The sequence below is a fragment of the Streptococcus sp. HMSC061E03 genome (genome assembly GCF_001813505.1).
Taxonomy (GTDB): Bacteria; Bacillota; Bacilli; order Lactobacillales; family Streptococcaceae; genus Streptococcus.
Genome location: NZ_KV812784.1, coordinates 485,338 through 503,872 on the forward strand (window position 1 = coordinate 485,338; position 18,535 = coordinate 503,872).

At 40.4% G+C, this 18,535-nt stretch carries 20 protein-coding genes; 18 read left to right on the top strand and 2 right to left on the bottom strand.

Annotated elements, in window-relative coordinates; all coding sequences use genetic code 11:
• Positions 1-39: 39 nt before the first annotated feature.
• A complete protein-coding gene (locus HMPREF2917_RS02500; protein WP_070588895.1) occupies positions 40-882 on the bottom strand; it encodes a DegV family protein in 843 nt (280 codons plus the stop codon).
• Positions 883-1,011: 129 nt separating this feature from the next.
• Here HMPREF2917_RS02500 and HMPREF2917_RS02505 point away from each other — a divergent pair, with 129 nt between their 5' ends.
• From HMPREF2917_RS02505 to HMPREF2917_RS02530, 6 genes are all read left to right on the top strand, one after another.
• Entirely contained in the window at positions 1,012-1,581 is a 570-nt protein-coding gene (locus HMPREF2917_RS02505; protein WP_070588896.1) for a TetR/AcrR family transcriptional regulator, read from the top strand.
• Between the two features lie 473 nt (positions 1,582-2,054).
• Positions 2,055-3,422 carry a hypothetical protein gene (locus HMPREF2917_RS02510; protein ID WP_070588897.1) on the top strand — a complete coding sequence of 456 codons (1,368 nt, stop codon included), beginning with the start codon at positions 2,055-2,057 and terminating at the stop codon, positions 3,420-3,422.
• Positions 3,423-3,486: 64 nt separating this feature from the next.
• Entirely contained in the window at positions 3,487-4,488 is a 1,002-nt protein-coding gene (locus HMPREF2917_RS02515) for a hypothetical protein (protein ID WP_049506773.1), read from the top strand.
• A 222-nt stretch (positions 4,489-4,710) separates the two neighbouring features.
• Positions 4,711-5,403 carry a DUF443 family protein gene (locus HMPREF2917_RS02520; protein ID WP_031573544.1) on the top strand — a complete coding sequence of 231 codons (693 nt, stop codon included), beginning with the start codon at positions 4,711-4,713 and terminating at the stop codon, positions 5,401-5,403.
• Positions 5,400-6,389 (top strand): hypothetical protein, encoded by a 990-nt coding sequence (locus tag HMPREF2917_RS02525; RefSeq protein WP_031573546.1) that lies wholly within the window; start codon positions 5,400-5,402, stop codon positions 6,387-6,389. Before HMPREF2917_RS02520 ends, HMPREF2917_RS02525 begins: the two co-directional genes overlap by 4 nt.
• A gap of 26 nt (positions 6,390-6,415) precedes the next feature.
• On the top strand, positions 6,416-6,985 hold the full coding sequence (locus HMPREF2917_RS02530) for an HD domain-containing protein (RefSeq protein ID WP_070588898.1): 570 nt from the start codon (positions 6,416-6,418) through the stop codon (positions 6,983-6,985).
• A 185-nt stretch (positions 6,986-7,170) separates the two neighbouring features.
• Here the strand turns inward: HMPREF2917_RS02530 and HMPREF2917_RS02535 are convergent, their stop codons facing one another.
• Positions 7,171-8,049 (bottom strand): polysaccharide deacetylase family protein, encoded by an 879-nt coding sequence (locus HMPREF2917_RS02535; protein WP_070588899.1) that lies wholly within the window; start codon positions 8,047-8,049, stop codon positions 7,171-7,173.
• A gap of 175 nt (positions 8,050-8,224) precedes the next feature.
• Between HMPREF2917_RS02535 and HMPREF2917_RS02540 the strand changes: the two genes are divergently transcribed.
• From HMPREF2917_RS02540 to HMPREF2917_RS02595, 12 genes are all read left to right on the top strand, one after another.
• Positions 8,225-9,511, top strand: a complete 1,287-nt coding sequence (locus HMPREF2917_RS02540) for a homoserine dehydrogenase (protein ID WP_070588900.1) — start codon at positions 8,225-8,227, stop codon at positions 9,509-9,511.
• 2 nt (positions 9,512-9,513) lie between these two features.
• On the top strand, positions 9,514-10,380 hold the full coding sequence (gene thrB, locus HMPREF2917_RS02545) for a homoserine kinase (protein WP_070588901.1): 867 nt from the start codon (positions 9,514-9,516) through the stop codon (positions 10,378-10,380).
• Between the two features lie 83 nt (positions 10,381-10,463).
• Entirely contained in the window at positions 10,464-11,444 is a 981-nt protein-coding gene (locus HMPREF2917_RS02550; RefSeq protein ID WP_070588902.1) for a hypothetical protein, read from the top strand.
• A gap of 118 nt (positions 11,445-11,562) precedes the next feature.
• Complete coding sequence (gene murB / locus HMPREF2917_RS02555) at positions 11,563-12,459, top strand: UDP-N-acetylmuramate dehydrogenase (RefSeq protein ID WP_023918387.1); 897 nt, start codon at positions 11,563-11,565, stop codon at positions 12,457-12,459.
• 207 nt (positions 12,460-12,666) lie between these two features.
• Positions 12,667-13,824 (top strand): ABC transporter ATP-binding protein, encoded by a 1,158-nt coding sequence (locus tag HMPREF2917_RS02560; protein ID WP_003002881.1) that lies wholly within the window; start codon positions 12,667-12,669, stop codon positions 13,822-13,824.
• Positions 13,805-14,611: an ABC transporter permease gene (locus HMPREF2917_RS02565; RefSeq protein WP_049475040.1), complete on the top strand. Its 807-nt coding sequence runs from the start codon at positions 13,805-13,807 to the stop codon at positions 14,609-14,611. Before HMPREF2917_RS02560 ends, HMPREF2917_RS02565 begins: the two co-directional genes overlap by 20 nt.
• The gene (locus tag HMPREF2917_RS02570; RefSeq protein ID WP_003002847.1) at positions 14,608-15,381 is read left to right on the top strand and encodes an ABC transporter permease; all 774 of its coding nucleotides are present in this window, start codon (positions 14,608-14,610) and stop codon (positions 15,379-15,381) included. The genes HMPREF2917_RS02565 and HMPREF2917_RS02570 overlap by 4 nt, the downstream gene beginning before the upstream one ends.
• Entirely contained in the window at positions 15,378-16,448 is a 1,071-nt protein-coding gene (locus HMPREF2917_RS02575) for an ABC transporter substrate-binding protein (protein ID WP_003016505.1), read from the top strand. The genes HMPREF2917_RS02570 and HMPREF2917_RS02575 overlap by 4 nt, the downstream gene beginning before the upstream one ends.
• A 120-nt stretch (positions 16,449-16,568) precedes the next feature.
• Complete coding sequence (locus HMPREF2917_RS02580) at positions 16,569-17,039, top strand: hypothetical protein (RefSeq protein WP_049498235.1); 471 nt, start codon at positions 16,569-16,571, stop codon at positions 17,037-17,039.
• Between the two features lie 38 nt (positions 17,040-17,077).
• A complete protein-coding gene (locus tag HMPREF2917_RS02585; protein ID WP_070588903.1) occupies positions 17,078-17,539 on the top strand; it encodes a hypothetical protein in 462 nt (153 codons plus the stop codon).
• A gap of 30 nt (positions 17,540-17,569) precedes the next feature.
• On the top strand, positions 17,570-18,007 hold the full coding sequence (locus HMPREF2917_RS02590) for a hypothetical protein (protein WP_049498237.1): 438 nt from the start codon (positions 17,570-17,572) through the stop codon (positions 18,005-18,007).
• A gap of 34 nt (positions 18,008-18,041) precedes the next feature.
• Positions 18,042-18,485 carry a hypothetical protein gene (locus tag HMPREF2917_RS02595; RefSeq protein WP_049498238.1) on the top strand — a complete coding sequence of 148 codons (444 nt, stop codon included), beginning with the start codon at positions 18,042-18,044 and terminating at the stop codon, positions 18,483-18,485.
• Positions 18,486-18,535: the final 50 nt, after the last annotated feature.

An 18,535-nucleotide genomic window follows, 5' to 3' on the forward strand; every position in this document is an offset into this window, starting at 1 on the left:
GGCTAGGACTTTTGTCCCAGCCTCTTTTTTAGTGGAAACTTAAATTTCATAGCCCATGAGGAGCCCGCCTTCTTCGGCATAGAAACTACATAGTCCGGAAGTAGGAAGGACTTCGATGTTTGCACGGGCAAATTTTTCACGGACCAATGCAGAGAATTGCTCGATAAATTTTTCATTGTTGCGGTGGGCAATGGTAATATGTCCGCCATTATAGCCTGCCTTGATTAATTCATCAAAAGCTGCCTTGATCGCTTTCTTTTGGCCCCGTGCTTTTTGAAGCAACTCAAGGGTACCCGTCTTACTAGCTTCGCCGACCATACGGATATTGAGGAGCCCGACAACAGTCCCGATCAATTTGCTGAGACGCCCATTTTTGACCAGATTATCAACCTTGGCCAAAACAAAGAGCAACTTCGTCTTAGACTGGTAGGTCGTGATCACATCGACCACTTGATCAAAATCAAGGCCTTCAGCGACCAACTGATTGAGCTTGCGAACGATCAGGTCCACCTCACCCCCAGCTGATAAGCTATTAATGACGTGGATATTGGTATTCGGATGCTCTTCCAGATAAATCTTCTTAGCTACCTCAGCACTATTGTAGCTACCTGAAAGGGTTCCAGTGATGGTGACTACGACAATATTTTCAGCCCCTTCAAAAGACTTCATATAGTCATCAGGACTTGGACAGGCAGACTTAGAAGCAGTCGTAGTCGCATACATCTCCTTCATCATCTGATCGATATTGAGTTGGGCGTCATCTGTGTAGATAGTCTCTCCCACTTGGATGGTCAATGGGACACTGACAAACTCCGTATCCGGTGCCAGATTGTCCAAAGAGCGGTAGTCACAGCCTGAATCCGCAATAATTTTCCATTTCATCAGTTCATACCTCATAATTGTATAAAAATGTACATTGACAAGTAGTATGTCTTCTTTTACAATTATATCATGAAGTACAATGCTATCCAAGTAGATATCATCAGGTGAGACAGATAGAAAGTAAATGTTATGGCAGAAAGAAAAATATCTGAGAAATCATTGGAAAATCTCAAACGATTTAACCAAGAAAACAATGCGATTACACGAGAATCCATCGAAATCTCTCTCCTGCAATTGCTGGAGAAAAAAGATCTGAAAAAGATCACCATATCTGAGCTGGTTCAGCGTGCAGGTGTCTCTCGCGCAGCCTTTTACCGTAATTATGACTCCAAAGAAGAGATTCTAGAGTCCATCTTTCAGTCTAGTATCGCAAAGATTACCAAGTCTTTAGATGGCTACAACCTCAAGACAGATCTCTACCAAGTATGGGTCTACCTCTTTAAGGAAGTCAAGAAAGAAGCTAAAATCATTAGCCTGGCCATTGATTACAATTTCGAGCAGCTCTTGACCAAGGCAGTCTATGATTTTTTAGAAAAACGAAATGGCAGCTCCTCGAATGGCGCTGGGAGCTACCTCAATTCTTTCTGGAGCTCCGCCATTGTCTCTGTTATCTCCAAATGGATCAAGGATGGCATGAAGATCCCCGCTGAGAAAATCGCGACCCTTGGCTTGCCCCTCTTTCCACAAAAGAAGAAGTAAACACCACCGAGAGGTGGTTTTAGATTGAAGACAAAGTCATATTAAAAACTTTCCTTAGGTGAGTACGGACGTCAGCGAACTTCGAAGAAGTTCCATGACTTAGTTTTGGACCTAAGGTTCCAAAACTCCCGAGTGCCTGAAAGCATTATGTTTCAGGCACTTTCCTCACGGCGGAAAGTTTTGGTATTTTTTTGAATCGATTTTAAAATTGGAACTCATTTTTGTTTCTTTGCAGAATCGCTTAACTTATTTTACTTTAAAATAGTTTGTATACATTCTAAAACCACCGAGAGGTGGTTTTTTTGGTGCAACTATTTCCAACTAGTGAGGAAGTTGCCCCAGTCGCAAAATTTCGGTATTATGGTAGGAGTTAACTAGTAGAATTAAACCATTAAGTTGGACTTTTAAGTGACTTATTTTAAGATAGAGTAAACAAATTCCAAATCACAACAAGCTAATAACTAAGGAGATTTATGGTAAAAGATTATAAAGAATTAAGAAAACGCTACAATATTCCAGTGATAGTCATACTGATTATCCTAGCCTTACCATTTTTATATATCGTGCAAGTGACTCAAAGTAAAAAAATTGCTCTCATTTGTTTTTTGATTTACTTACTGATGGAGCTGATTCTAGTTATCATTAAAGATACTCTTTTATTCAAAAAGTTGAATAGTCTTATCCACGAGGATATCAATCTTGACTTGATGGCAAGCTATATTCTGAACCAAAAAGGAAAGAGTATCAAAACTATTAAAGCGCGTGTACAGATTGCCACTATTTTCTATTTCTATAGGATTGGTGACTTTGGATCCATTGAAGCAGTTGTAGACGAACTCAAAAAGAATCAAAAGTTTACAAATGCTGTACAAGTAAAATTAAACGAAATTCTATTGAATGCAAATTTATTTTCTAGAACTGATTTGAAGGAAGATGAGTTTGAGGAATTACTCTCTGACTATTTAGCAGATGTTGAACCACTCAAGATGGCATACAGAGCTCGCTATGATATACTGGTCAAAAAAGAGCCCAATGATTCCGTCCTAAAGGAAGTGACGAACAACAAGTTCTCACAATTGGAATCTATGTATCTGAAGGCAGTCAATGAGTACCTCAAAGGGAATAGAAATAAGGCAATGGAGCTATTTCGTACCATTGCGAAAGAAGATGAGAGATTGTATCTGTTCCGAATGGCTCAGGCCTATCTAGATAGTGAAAACTCAGGAGAAAAGAGTGTTTCACTTGATACAAGACAAGAAGAAGTCACTTTGAAACTATTGCGAATGAAGCTGGTAGAAGTCAAACCAGCTAAATCAACTAAATCCACAAAAGGACTCGCTTTTTTCAAAGGCTGGAAAATCGCTCTTCTTTTAATCCCGCCGTTTTTATTGTATGCGATGGTTTTAGTTGTAATAGCCGTCATCAAAAAAATAGGGTCATTCGTTACCCCTAAGTATAGATTATGGCTGCTTTTACTAATTCCTGTAGCAATGATAATGGTCTATATCAAACAAGAACAAGAATTGAATGCTATTACAGATGGACGGTTTTATCTAGTGGTTAAGAATAAATCATCACATAAAGCTTCTCTAGATAAGTCGACTTGGGTAGAGTTTTCTGGGGATCATATTATTTTAAAAGAAGGAAATGTAACGTCTACTATTCTGTATAATAGTGAGGATCGAAGTTTTGAAAAAGAAGGAATAATTTATAGGTTTATTGATGACCATGGAGACTTATCAATCAGTGACATGGTTTCACACGAGTCCGTGTCATATGTCAGTCCAAAGAGTTCAATGTTTTCTGCATATGAAGAAGGTAGAGTCAGAGTGTATGATTGACTTGGCTCATCCATTTTTCAGAGTAGATGCATTTTTAGGTTGTTAGTAGAGGCAGAGGTGCAAAGTGAAGATCAGTAGAAAAACGTTCTTACGAAGTTTAGGATTAGTTATAATTGTCATTCTAGTTATATTTTTTGTTAAACATTCATTTTATAAAAATAAATTATTTCAATATAAGTATTGGATTGCTGATACAGAAATAACAGATTATGAATTTCTTGAAAATGGAGAAGCAATCAGTGTTTCATGGGCTGCGAAAAAGAAAGTAACAGATGAATTAAGAATTCTAGGAGATAAGGTTAAAACAGGCGGTCCGGGTTATGCTGTAGGACAAAAGTTTATTATTTCTCAAGGTGCGAAATTGAAATCCGAACCATCAAGAGATATAACGCATAATAACTTTCCTTATTTAAATCGAAATATACCTAAGGATGGTGAATATTGGCATATTAACGTTTATGATACCTCAAATTCCAAATTGAAAAAGAAAGAATTGGATGTGTTTAAAATAACTAGAGAATATAACAAAAATTATTTTCCAATGTTTATATCGAACTCTCAGAAAATAATCGTTGATGGAGAAAATGAATATATAACTTTAATAGTTGGTAAAATTGGAGATAAATCTTTTCAGGAACAAAAATTAATTAATTTGAAAACAGGTAAAATAGTAGATAATCTAAATAATATTAAAAACCAATCTCTAAGTGTTGGTATTGAATGGCTTGAATCTTTTTCTAAATTATTTAAAAGTAATGGGTTTGATTTTGAGGATAATAAATTCCATTTTTGGAATGTAGGAAATAACTGTCTCCTAGATACAAAGTATCCAAAAACAAGAAAGCTATTATTGAATAATATAGACAACAATTTTATCTATGTTCTCAATCCCAAAAATAGATTAGAAACCACTCTTAATGTTATTAAATTGGCATTTCCAGATGGCACAAATATATTTAAAGATATCACGATACCGGCAGAAAACTCTACAGATAACAAAGAACACCTTATTCAAAGTGAAGAAGAATTTTTACAGTATTATCAACCAAGGTTGGATAACGAATAATCGGACAAAAACGAGTATTACTAGAGCATATAAAAAGTATTCAAACTAGTTTTGATGATTTGAATGGTTATCTATCTTTAATAAGGAATGCAACAAATTAATGATTGTTGCAATAGTATTCCACTGGAATATGCATATCGTAAAGAATACATTGAATTTGATAGACTGGAAGCAGTGGATGTGGATAAATCTATTTACAAAGAAAATTAGAAGGAACTATGCATGCTAAAAAAAGCAAAAATAGAACAATTATCAAAAATTAATCTTCGTTACCGGATCTTACAAATGGATGGTGAGTCTTATTTAGTCGATGCCGATCGTCCGTTTCTCATAAGCTATTTCTTTCCATGGATTTTAAGCTTCATCCCTCATCTAGCCTATCCTTTAACTAAGGAAGAAGTACAGAATCTAGCTCCCTCGGATCTTTCTAAAGTTCTCAATAAAAAGGATACTCGGAAGAAAGGTTTTGCTTCAGCTTTCGGTATGGGTACAACTGCCGTGCTGTTATCGAAGGCCTTTCCTGTTGAAAAATATCTTTATTTTACTTCACATGTGCTAAATTTTGGAATGTTGGCTCTAGTTTTTAGCCTTGTAATAGGAATTCGGATATGGACAAGCATTCGGAAACCAATGCCCAACATTGTAAATAGCAACCACCCTATAAAGGTATACCTCGTCACAAATGATAGAAAGCATCGATTATTATCAATGATGGCTCCAACTATTTTTGCTGGATTGGTTGTATTTTCATCTTGTGCAATATTTAGTAATATTGCTCCAAATTTTATCCTTCATGTAGCTTTATTGATATTTTTATCGCTCTTCATGTTTTTTGGTAATATACTATTTTTTTCACCAGTGGTGGATTACAAAGTGAAAATAAAACCTTCAAGAAAGGATCTGTTTAAATCGTGAAAATTACAAAGAAAAAAGTCATATATTCTTTGCTGGTTCTCCTCACATCTATTGGAGTCATCTGGTTTTCTTATCATACATATGAGAAGCAGTATTATCGTCAATTTAGTCAATATAGTGGAAAAGCAAAAATTGATGACTATGAGATGATTGCAGATGGTGCAGGTGTCATCGCTCACTGGAAATCAGTAACGCCTGAGGAAGATCAAAAGAAGAAGGAGTATGGAGGTTCTTTAAATCTCAGACGCATTCAGGTTGGAGCCCACCATATTTTGCGTTCCAATATAAAATTGAAAGACAGTCCCTATTATTACGAGGAGCATCCATCAAAAGATGAATATTGGACACTGAGCCTTTATAAGATCGAAGGAAAGAAACTAAAAGAAGAGCAAGAAATTGATCTATATAAAATTGTAGAGGATTTTGATTCCAATTATATTCCAACAGAATTAGGGGCTATATATAGTTCGAACGGAAGAGAACTAGCTGCGCTACAGATCCGAAGTCTAAAGGATCCTACCATTCGGAAGATGATGTTTCTAGATTTGGAAACTCATAAACTGGAACAAAATGATCGTTTAACAGAACAGGTATATGGAAAGAAACCTATAGTTCAGTTATACGTCGCTTTAGATAAAGATCAGGGTAGTTTGGAATACTTACCTCTAGATGATGGTAGTTTTTCTATTGATCCGAAGGAGCTTTCAAAAACGCAATTCAAAAAATTTTCAAAAGCATATCAATTGCTTGAACAGAAGGATACCAAAGTGATGGTTTTAAATCCTAAGAACAGCGCCGATCAATATTCAAGAAGTATTTCTGTATTTGAACTCTTTATGAAGAAGGGTATGAATCTTTACCATGACGTCACCATTCCAGCTGAGCTATCAAGAGATGGGCAGACCCATACTACGCAGACAAAAGAAGAATTTGATCACTATTACGATCTAGAAAAGGCTCATAAGGTGTATAATGAGATTGATTGAAGTAAGAAAGACAAAGGACAAGAACGATGATCGAAGAACGAATCCAAGCTGCTAAGCAGTATGTTAAAACCTTATTTGCTGATCGAGCGGATGGCCATGATGTGGAGCATACTCTCCGCGTCTTTAGCAATGCTATGAGAATCGCACAAGCAGAAGGTCCATGTGATCTGGAGATAGTGGGCTTGTCAGCTCTTCTTCACGATGCTGATGATGATAAATTGTTTCAAACTGAGAATAATGCGAATGCTCGCATGTTTCTAGAAGAAATCGGTATTCCTAAAGACCAAATCGACCAGATTTGTCGGGTTATCAATGCTGTTTCTTTCAGCAAAAATCGTGGGAAACATCCAGAAACCTTAGAAGGCAAGATTGTCCAGGATGCAGACCGCCTGGATGCGATAGGAGCTGTAGGTATTGCGAGAACTTTTTCCTATGGTGGCCACAAAGGGAGGTCCCTCACTGATACCGTCCAACATTTCCATGACAAGTTGCTCCTCTTGAAAGATGAAATGAACACGGAGACTGCTAAGCAAATAGCAGAAAGTCGCCATCAGTTTTTAATCACCTTTCTAAAAGAACTAGAGAAGGAACTCTAACAAAAGAGGCTGGGACAAAAGTCCTAGCCTCTCTATTGTTTTTGGATTGTCGAGCAAGACGCAGTTGTTGAGTGGGCTCTAATACGCTGATTTCATCAGCTTATACAGGCCTACTCAACTGTGCGGAGGTGGAACGACGAAATCGAATTCTAACGAATGACCGATTTCTGTCCCACTCTCTTTCTTTATTCTTGGATCATGGCTAGGAGGTCCTCTCCTGTAGTGGTTGGAAGGATCCGGACTCGTTTGAGGGAATAGAGTCCATCAGCGGAGCTGGCTAGTCCATTTTTAGTAGTGAGGCCTAATTTGTAGTCAGCTTTCTTGGCTTGGTCGATCGTGACCTGGCTGTAGCGACCAGATGGGTAGACGATAACGCTAGTATTTTGATCCAGCACCTTATCTAGCAGGCGTTTAGAAGCAACTAGCTCATTCTTTTGGGTCTCAAGACTGGAATTGGCTAGGTCTGGATGATTGACCGTATGGCTTTCAAAGGTCAAGCCAGCACTTTTCATCTCTTTGATTTGGTCAAAGGTCAGGACATTTTCTTTTTCCTTTTGGGTAAAGTCTGTGATGATATTGTTGGTGGCGGTCATCTTGTACTTCTTAAGAAGCGGATAGACGATGGTATAGAAATCCTCGACGCCATCATCAAAGGTCAGCCAGACATATTTCTTTCCTTTGGGGACTTCATTTTTAGCGAGGATGCGATAGGCTTCCTCAGGTGTCAGTGTGTAATAACCGGCTTTTTTCAGAGCCTTTAGTTGGCTTTCAAAGGTCTCTGGATCGACAATCAGATTGGCATTGGCAGCTTCAGACTCGGCCATATTGTGCACGGAGTGGTACATGAGGATGGGCAGTTTGACCGGTTTTTTCACTCGGGTCCACTCGATAGAGGAACTGTGTTCATCTAGCGAGCGCGTCATGGCAGTGCCGCTGGTATTTCCGTCACTCGGCTGAGTGATCCGCTTGATTAGAAGAAAGCTACAAATAAAGATACAGACCAAGAGGAGTGCATTAATTCCAAGTAGGACTTTGATTTTTTTAGGTACTCTTCGTTTACTCATAGTGTCACCGTTTTCATTATTTTCTTTATTGTACCACAAATTCTATGTTCTTTTCCAGAACTTGCTACAGGCAGATCCTGTCATGAACATTCAGAATTTTTAAGGCAATTGGCTGTCAAACGCTCAAGTTTTTGTTATAATGGAGCTACTATAGAAAATTCAAGGAGTCAATAGGATGTCTGTTAAGATTGCCTTACTAGGATTTGGTACTGTTGCTAGTGGCGTACCATTTTTATTAAAAGAAAACCATGAAAAAATCACCCAGGCAGCTCAAGATGAAATCGAGATCGCTAAGGTCTTGGTTCGAGATGATGCGGAAAAGGAAAGCTTGCAAGCGGCTGGTCACAACTACAACTTTGTGACCAATGTCGATGAGATCATTGAAGACAAAGACATTGCCATCGTGGTCGAATTGATGGGTCGTATCGAGCCAGCGAAGACCTTTATCACCCGTGCACTGGAAGCAGGAAAGCACGTAGTTTCTGCTAACAAAGACCTTCTTGCCGTTCATGGAAGCGAGTTGCTAGAGATTGCTCAAAAACACAAAGTGGCCCTTTATTATGAAGCTGCCGTAGCTGGTGGGATCCCAATCCTTCGGACCTTGGTGAATTCCCTTGCTTCCGACAAGGTGACTAAAGTTCTCGGGGTGGTCAATGGAACCTCTAACTTCATGATGACCAAAATGGTCGAAGAAGGCTGGACTTATGAGGATGCTTTAGCAGAAGCGCAACGTCTTGGTTACGCTGAAAGTGATCCAACCAACGACGTTGAAGGAATCGATGCTGCTTACAAGATGGTGATCTTGAGCCAGTTCGCTTTTGGGATGAATATCCAATTTGACCAAGTAGGTCACAAAGGAATTAGCCAGATCACTCCTCAAGATGTATCGGTTGCTCAAAGCCTTGGATATGTCATTAAGCTGGTCGGATCTATCGTTGAAACAGAGTCAGGGATCGCAGCAGAAGTGACACCAACCTTCCTTCCAAAACAACATCCACTCGCAGGAGTGAATGATGTCATGAATGCGGTCTATGTGGAATCCATCGGTATTGGTGAGTCTATGTACTACGGACCAGGTGCTGGTCAAAAACCAACTGCGACAAGTGTCGTAGCCGACCTCGTTCGCATTGTCCGTCGACTAAAAGACGGAACAATCGGTAAAGCCTTCAATGAATACAGTCGCCCTCTTCAATTGGCTAAGCCAGAAGACGTGAAGAACAATTATTACTTCTCAATCAAAGCACCAGATGCGACTGGTCAAATCTTGCGTCTTGCGGAAATCTTTAATGCAGAAGGAGCTTCCTTCAAGCAAATCCTCCAAGAAGACTCAGATGGTCAATATGCAAGTGTGGTGATCATTACCCACCAAGTCAACCAAACACAATTCAAGAACCTGGTTGAAAAACTGGATTCAGAGGCGAATTTCGAACTCTTGAATACCTTTAAGGTCTTGGGAGAATAAGCATGAAAATTATTGTTCCAGCAACCAGTGCCAATGTAGGGCCAGGTTTTGATTCTGTTGGAATTGCCGTGACTCGCTATTTGACCATTGAAGTCCTTGAACCAACTGATACTTGGTTCATTGAGCATGATCTAGGAGCAGGGATTCCGACAGATGAGAAAAACCTTTTGCTCTCAACAGCCCTTTCTATCTCAACTGATATGCAGCCCCATCGAATCAAGATGACCAGTCAAGTGCCTTTGGCGCGTGGTCTTGGATCTTCAAGCTCGGTCATTGTCGCAGGGATTGAATTGGCCAACCAATTAGCCAACCTCCAGCTATCAGACGCTGAGAAATTACGCATCGCGACCGAGATCGAAGGTCATCCGGATAATGTAGCTCCAGCTATCTTTGGGAATATGGTCATCGCGAGCTACATCGGTGAAGATGTCCAATATGTCACGGCTGACTTTCCAAGCTGTGACCTTGTGGCCTTTGTACCGAGCTACCAATTGAAGACCAGTGATAGTCGGAATGTCCTACCGAAAGAATGGTCTTATAAGGAAGCTGTTGCAGCTAGTAGCGTAGCCAATGTCGCTATCGCAGCTCTCCTCAAGGGAGATTTGCTGACGGCTGGTCGCTCCATCGAGTCTGATCATTTCCACGAACGCTACCGTCAATCTCTTGTCAAAGAGTTTCCTCAGGTCAAAGAAGTCGCGCATGCGCATGGGGCTTACGCCACCTATCTGTCGGGAGCAGGCCCAACGATCATGAACCTCTTAGTGCCAGAGCATACAGCAGCCTTTGTCGCAGCTCTCGAAAAACTCGGGCTAGATGGTCAGATTTTCCAACTTAAAATTGACACATTTGGCGTTCGTGTTGAGAAATAAACCTCAATGTAACACAAATGAAAGAAGGATGTATACGAATGTATATGTCCTTTTTGCTTCTCCTATGGTAGAATGGGAACAGTATGGGGAAAAGCTCAAGCTTTCCTGAAAATCTAGGGGGAAACATGAAACCAGAATATTTATATAGTATTGCTACCGATCTTGGTCTGCAATTTGATGGCGAAGCTCGTGTGATGTACGGGGAGCGTGAAGGCTTCTTGTTAGTCATTGAAGGCGCTCAAACCAAGAATGTATTTACCATTTCACTCAGTGTGAAACAAGGTTCCGAAGGAGACTTGATCGAAGATAGTGAAATTCTTTGGAATGAATTAAAAGAACAATCAAAAGCCATTAATGCTATCTCTTTTGATGGTTACTTGACCTCGATCGTTGTCAAAGGCGGAATGACCAAAGGCAAGGCTGTCGAAACCTTATGGACAGCCATCCAAGATATTGTTGATTTCTTGCTCAACCACCAATTTGTGCAAGTGAATGCGCAAACGGGTGAGGAAGGACCAATTGGTCTGTATCAAATTGGAGATGCGATCTTCTTAATCGACGATGCAACCTTTAGAGCTTACCAAGCCGAAGTGCAAGATACAGTTGAGGCTTATGAAGCGCGGGAAGAAAACTTCCTTTTAGGGATTGTAGGGGCTGTGATCGGTGTAATCATCGGTGGAGCAGTTGCCCTCTTGGTAGCGCGTCTTGGCTATGTATCTGTTTTAGCAGGGGCTGCCCTCGGTTATTGTACTATCAAAGGTTATGAGATCCTTGGTAAGAAATTGACTAAAAAAGGTGTGGTAGTTTCAGCTATATTGATGGTCTTGACGGTCTTTTTGGTCAACCAATTAGATTATACTTTGGCGCTCATGAGTGAACTGGATTTGCCATTTGGTATGTCCTGGACGCTTCTCAATGAAGCGACATTCTCAGGGGACGTCCCAGATAAATTTTACTTGAATCTAGGACTCTTAGCTGTCTTCACTCTTGGTGGTGCTTGGATTTCGGTCAAATCAGCTCTGGATGGACAGAAGAATCGTACTATCGCTCGTAAAATTGCATAGTGAATGATAAAAGGAAGGCCTGAATATTATAGGTCTTCTTTTGTTTTTTAGGGTCGAAAAATAGTCAAAAATTTGGTATAATAGTTTGTATTTTTATAGAGAGAGAACAGACAGAAAGATGAATGAAAAAATGAATCAAATTCTTGAAGGGATTGATATCCGTTTTCAAGAACCTTTAAAATATTATACCTTCACAAAGGTAGGTGGGAATGCTGAATTTTTAGCCTTTCCTCGCAATCAATACGAATTAAAACGCATCGTCCAATTTGCCAACCAAGAGCAAATCCCATGGATGGTCCTGGGCAATGCGTCCAATATCATTGTCCGTGATGGGGGCATTCCGGGATTTGTCATTATGTTTGATCGCTTGCGTGACATCAGTGTGGACGGCTATGTGATCGAAGCAGAGGCAGGAGCTAAACTCATCGACACCACTCATGTGGCCTTGCACCATAGTTTGAAAGGCTTCGAGTTTGCTAGTGGCATTCCAGGCAGTGTCGGTGGTGCTGTCTTTATGAATGCGGGAGCCTATGGGGGAGAGATCGCGCATGTCCTTGTATCCTGTAAGGTCTTGACCAAAGACGGAGAGATCGAAACTCTGTCAGCGAGTGAACTAGCTTTTGGCTACCGTCATTCTAAGATTCAAGAGACAGGCGCTGTTGTCATCTCTGCCAAATTTGCTTTGTCACCAGGCAATCACGAGGCGATCAAGCAGGAGATGGATCGGTTGACCCATCTTCGTCAGTTGAAACAACCCCTTGAATACCCTTCTTGTGGATCTGTCTTTAAGCGTCCTGTCGGTCATTTTGCAGGTCAATTGATCAGTGAAGCAGGTCTAAAAGGCTATCGAATCGGTGGTGTGGAAGTTTCTGAAAAGCATGCCGGCTTTATGGTCAATGTCGATAATGGAACAGCTAAGGACTACGAAGATTTGATCGCCCATGTCATTGAGGCAGTAGAAGCTCATTCAGGCGTCCGTTTAGAACCAGAAGTTCGTATTATCGGCCAAGCCTAAGAGCTTAAGTATTGAAGAACAATTGATAGTGAACCATCGATAGCATCAGTCGGAGAGGGGGTGAGTGCCTATCGATACCGTAAATAGGTGGGGCAGTCTAGTAAGTCCCCGAGAGGTATTGGTGGTCTGACAGGTCTTCCTGTCAGCCGCTGCATTTTCGTTTGAAAAGCAGTTTGGTAATTGCAGTAAAGAAGGAATTTATGTGAATTGAAAAAACCAATTATTGAGTTTAAAAATGTTTCAAAGGTCTTTGAAGATAGCGGAACCGTTGTCCTAAAGGATATCAATTTTGAATTGGAAGAAGGGAAGTTCTATACCCTGCTCGGTGCATCTGGATCTGGAAAATCGACCATCCTTAATATCATTGCCGGTCTTTTGGATGCGACGACTGGAGATGTCTATCTTGACGGGGAACGGATCAATGATGTCCCTACCAACAAACGGGATGTCCACACCGTCTTTCAGTCCTATGCCCTGTTTCCACATATGACGGTCTTTGAAAATGTGGCTTTTCCCCTTCGTTTGAAAAAGGTGGACAAGGCTGAGATCGAACGTCGGGTTTCAGAAGTCTTGAAAATGGTCCAGTTAGCTGGATTTGAAAAACGTTCGATCCAAAAATTATCCGGTGGTCAACGCCAGCGGGTAGCTATTGCCCGGGCTATTATCAATGAACCACGAGTGGTCCTTTTAGATGAGCCCTTGTCTGCACTTGACTTGAAACTGCGGACAGACATGCAGTATGAGTTGCGGGAATTGCAACAACGCTTGGGGATTACCTTTGTCTTTGTTACCCATGACCAAGAAGAAGCTCTTGCCATGAGTGACTGGATCTTTGTCATGAATGAAGGAGAAATCGTCCAATCTGGTACACCGGTTGATATCTATGATGAACCGATTAACCACTTTGTAGCCACCTTTATCGGGGAGTCTAACATTCTAGATGGTCGCATGATCGAGGACTACTTGGTTGAGTTCAATGGCAAACGCTTTGAAGCGGTCGATGGGGGGATGCGTCCAAATGAACCAGTTGAAGTCGTCATTCGTCCTGAAGACTTGCAAATCACTCTTCCTGAAGAAGGCAAGCTCCAAGTGAAAGTGGACACCCAGCTCTTCCGTGGTGTTCATTACGAGATCATCGCCTATGATGATTTGGGAAATGAGTGGATGATTCACTCCACTCGTAAGGCTATCGTGGGAGAAGTTATCGGGCTAGACTTTGAACCAGAAGATATCCACGTTATGCGTCTCAACGAAACCGAAGAAGAATTCGATGCACGGATCGAAGAGTACGTTGAAGTGGAAGAGCAAGAAGCTGGTTTGATTAATGCCATTGAGGAGGAAAGAGATGAAGAAAACAACCTCTAATCTATTTATCCTCCCCTATTTCTTGTGGATTTTTCTCTTTGTCTTGGCTCCTGTAGTCATGATCATCTTTCAATCCTTTTTTAACGTTGAAGGGCAGTTTTCACTTGAAAACTACAAAGAGTTCTTTACTTCGCAAAATCTGACCTATTTAAAGATGAGCTTTAATTCGGTCCTTTATGCCGGAATCGTCACCCTGGTGACGCTCTTGATCTCCTACCCGACTGCTTACTTTTTGACGCTGCTCAAACACCGGCAGTTGTGGTTGATGTTGATCGTCTTGCCAACCTGGGTCAATCTCTTGCTCAAGGCCTATGCCTTTATCGGAATCTTTGGTCAAAACGGCTCCATCAATAGCTTTTTAAGCTTTCTCGGAGTCGCTCCCCAGCAGATCCTCTTTACCGATTTCTCCTTTATCTTTGTAGCCAGCTACATCGAGTTGCCTTTTATGATTTTGCCGATCTTTAATGTCTTAGATGACTTAGATCCAAACTTGATCAATGCCAGCTATGATTTGGGAGCCAATCGTTGGGATACCTTCCGTCATGTGGTCTTCCCCTTGTCCATGAATGGAGTCCGCTCAGGTGTACAATCTGTCTTTATTCCTAGTCTGAGCCTCTTCATGTTGACACGGATGATCGGTGGAAACCGGGTCATTACTTTGGGGACTGCGATTGAACAGCACTTCCTGACTACACAAAACTGGGGAATGGGTTCCACCATCGGAGTTGTTCTGATCCTTGCTATGCTCCTTACCATGTGGGCAACGAGAGAAAGGAGAGAACGATGAAAAAAGTATCCCATTTCTATCTAGGCTTCGTCTTTCTGATCCTCTATCTTCCCATCTTCTATTTGATCTTTTATGCCTTCAATAAAGGGGGAGATATGAATGCCTTCACGGGCTTCACGCTTGAGCATTTCAATGAATTGTTCGCAGATAGTCGCCTGATGCTGATCTTATCAGAGACCTTCCTCTTGGCCTTCTTGTCAGCCTTGATTGCGACAGTGATTGGAACCTTTGGAGCCATTTATATTTACCAATCCAAGAAAAAGTTAGAAGGACCATTGCTCTCCATCAACAACATTCTCATGGTAGCACCAGACGTTATGATTGGGGCCAGCTTCTTGATTCTCTTTACGACGGTGAAGTACCAGCTAGGTTTCCTATCTGTTCTGGCTAGCCACGTGGCCTTCTCGATTCCCATTGTGGTCTTGATGGTCTTGCCACGACTCAAGGAAATGAACCGGGATATGGTCAATGCGGCCTATGACTTGGGAGCTACTCAAGTGCAAATGCTCAAAGAGATCATGTTGCCGTATCTGACACCAGCCATCATTGCGGGCTACTTTATGGCCTTTACCTATTCTCTTGATGACTTCGCCGTGACCTTCTTTGTAACCGGAAATGGCTTTACAACCTTGTCTGTAGAGATCTACTCACGTGCGCGTCAAGGGATTTCCCTCAGTATCAATGCCTTGTCCGCCCTTGTCTTTCTCTTTAGTGTGCTCTTGGTCATCGGTTATTACTTTATCACCCGTGAAAAGGAGGAAGCAGCATGAAAAAACTTTATTCATTCCTAACTGGGATTGTCCTTGTCATTCTGGTCCTCTGGGGAATTAGCCACCAGATCGAAGCGAGCATGAATACCAAGAATAGTGACAAGCTGGTCATCTACAACTGGGGAGATTATATCGATCCGGAATTGCTCAAGGAATTTACAAAAGAGACAGGGATTCAGGTGCAATATGATACCTTTGATTCCAACGAAGCCATGTACACCAAGATCAAGCAAGGTGGAACCACTTACGATATTGCGATTCCTAGTGAATACATGATTGCTAAGATGATGGATGAGCATCTGGTTGAAAAGTTGGACCAATCCAAGATCAAAGGGATGGAAAATATCGATCCAAAACTCTTGAACCAATCGTTTGATCCGGGCAACCAATATTCAGTCCCTTACTTCTGGGGTACCTTGGGGATTATCTACAATACCAAGATGGTCAAAAATGCTCCTGAACATTGGTCAGATCTCTGGCGTGAAGAGTACAGAAATGACATCATGATGTACGATGGTGCGCGTGAGGTCATGGGAATTGGTCTCAATACCTTGGGCTATAGCCTCAATGAAAAGGATCCAAAGAAATTGCAAGAGGCAGTAGATAAACTCTACACCTTGACGCCAAACATCAAAGCTTTGGTTGCTGATGAGATGAAAGGCTATATGATCCAAAACAATGCGGCTATTGGGGTTACCTTCTCAGGAGAAGCCAGCCAAATGCTCGAAGCCAATAAGGATCTTCGCTATGTCGTCCCAACTGAAGCCAGCAACCTTTGGTTTGATAACATTGTCATTCCAAAAACCGTGAAAAATAAAGAAGCAGCATATGCCTTTATTAACTTCATGCTTCGTCCTAAAAATGCTTTGAAAAATGCTCTTTATGTCGGCTACTCAACGCCAAATAAAAAAGCCAAAGCCATGTTGCCAAAAGAAATCCAAGATGACCAATCCTTCTATCCAAGCGATGAAACGCTGGACCATTTGGAAGTCTATCAACAATTAGGCAAGAAATTGCTTGGAGTCTATAACGATCTTTACCTTCAGGTCAAGATGTATCGAAAATAACACAAAAGGAACCTCAGGGTTCCTTTTTGATTGCTGCATATAGTCTCTAACTAGTGAGTTAGATTGAGATTCAAATGAAAGATGCTATAATAGTAAGGAAAGTGACTGGCCCATTCAGTCATGAAAGGAAGGATTGGAGAAGAAAAAATGAAAAGACGACTGGAACTTTTTTTGATTATTCTGTTACCGATCCTAGGACTGGTTTTTCTAGGAGGAAAAATCATGAATCTGACCAAAAGACCCGAACAGAAGGTAACGGCTTCATCCTCAAAGAAAGTCGTACAAAAATCAGAAGAAGAAATAAAAAAAGAGCAAATCGCATTTCTCAAGGAACACGAGCAAGAAATCGTTGATTATGTGAGGGCTCAAAATTCAAAAATTGAGTCAGTTCAGATTGATTGGACTGATGTGAGATGGAGTGATGGAGGTTTCTTGTTTCCTGATTATTCTATTGAAGTTTATGGAACAGTGAATCATATTGAAGATTCAGGATGGAGTGCCTCTATGCCGATTAATGATGATGATTCAATCGATTTGAAAAAAATTTCCATATTTAATCATATAACCATCGGTGAAGAAATATTGGAGTAGTAGTTCTTTTGATCTATGTTGAAATTTAAGGATAAATTATGAAGAAACATACTAAAATTATTTTGCTAACAGTAACATCGATAATTGCTTTATTTAGTATCGAAGGATGCACTATAAAATCAAAAGAGCAAACGAAACAAGCGCAAACTGTCACCTCTTCAACTACAAAAGAGGACAAAGAAACCATTAAACAAAAACAGCTAGCCTATTTGAAAGAACATGAAAAAGAAATTGTTGATTTTGTGAAAGCTCAAAGTCCGAAAATCGAATCCGTCCAGATTGATTGGAATAGTATGGTAATTGAAGAGTCTGGGAATGGAACGCCTCAGGGTGGTGGATACAATTTATCTATTTCTGGTAAAATTAATCAATTAAAAAACACAAAATTCTCCGTTGATTTTTACTTAGAAGATCAAAATAGCATACCAACTATCAAAAAAATGGACATGCTTAATGATATCTATATCGAGGAAAATGGTGGCTGGAAAATTTTTTCCTAAGTAAATAGAAGTATTAGTGTTAGGAGGAAAATGAAAAATAAAATGAAATGTACACTTAAGTTATTAGCTTTAATGCTTATTTTCACAAGTATTGGAGGTTGTACTGTAAAGCAAAAAGCGCATAAGAAACAAGCACAAACTGTCACCACTTCCTCCTCCAAAGAAGATATAGAAGTGATCAAACAAAAACGGCTCGCTTATCTCAAAGAGCACGAGCAAGAAATAGTCAATTTTGTGAAATCGAAGAGTTCAAAGATTGAATCTGTTCAAATTTATTGGGACGAAACGCAATGGATTGAGGGTGGAAATGGGACACCACAAGGTGGAGATGAGGTCATAGAAATTTTTGGTACAGTCAATCAGCTAGAAGATTCAGGATGGAGGGTGGATGTTGTATTTGATTCTGATCAAAAGATGACTTTCAGTATGGGCTATAATATTAGTATTAAGGGTGATTATATTGAGTAAGAACTGGAAGATTCAAAGCCTGTAAGGAGGATTTATGAAGAGACAAATGGAACTACTTTTGATCATTTTGTTACCGATCCTAGGACTGGTTTTTCTTGGAGGAAAAATCATGACCCTGACCAAAAGCCCCGAACAGAAGATAACGACCTCATCTTCAAAGAAAGTCGTACAAAAACCAGATGAAGACATAAAAAAAGAACAACTGGACTATCTAAAAGAACACGAACAGAAGGTTATTGATTTAGTCAAAGCACAAAATTCAAAAGTTGAATCCGTTCAGATTGATTGGGATCAGACGCAGTGGGGTGATGGTGGACTGACAACTCCTGAATATTACATGAGTGTTTATGGAGGTATAAATCATATTGAAGAATCGAGTTGGGGAGTAGATATCCCAATTAATGAGGACAATACATTAAATTTAGATGAGATGTATATAGGATCCGACATTAGAATTGGGGGGAGATTATTTGACTAATTGGAATTTAAAAAGTTTTGATAATCTATATGCTTCATTAGCAGAATCAG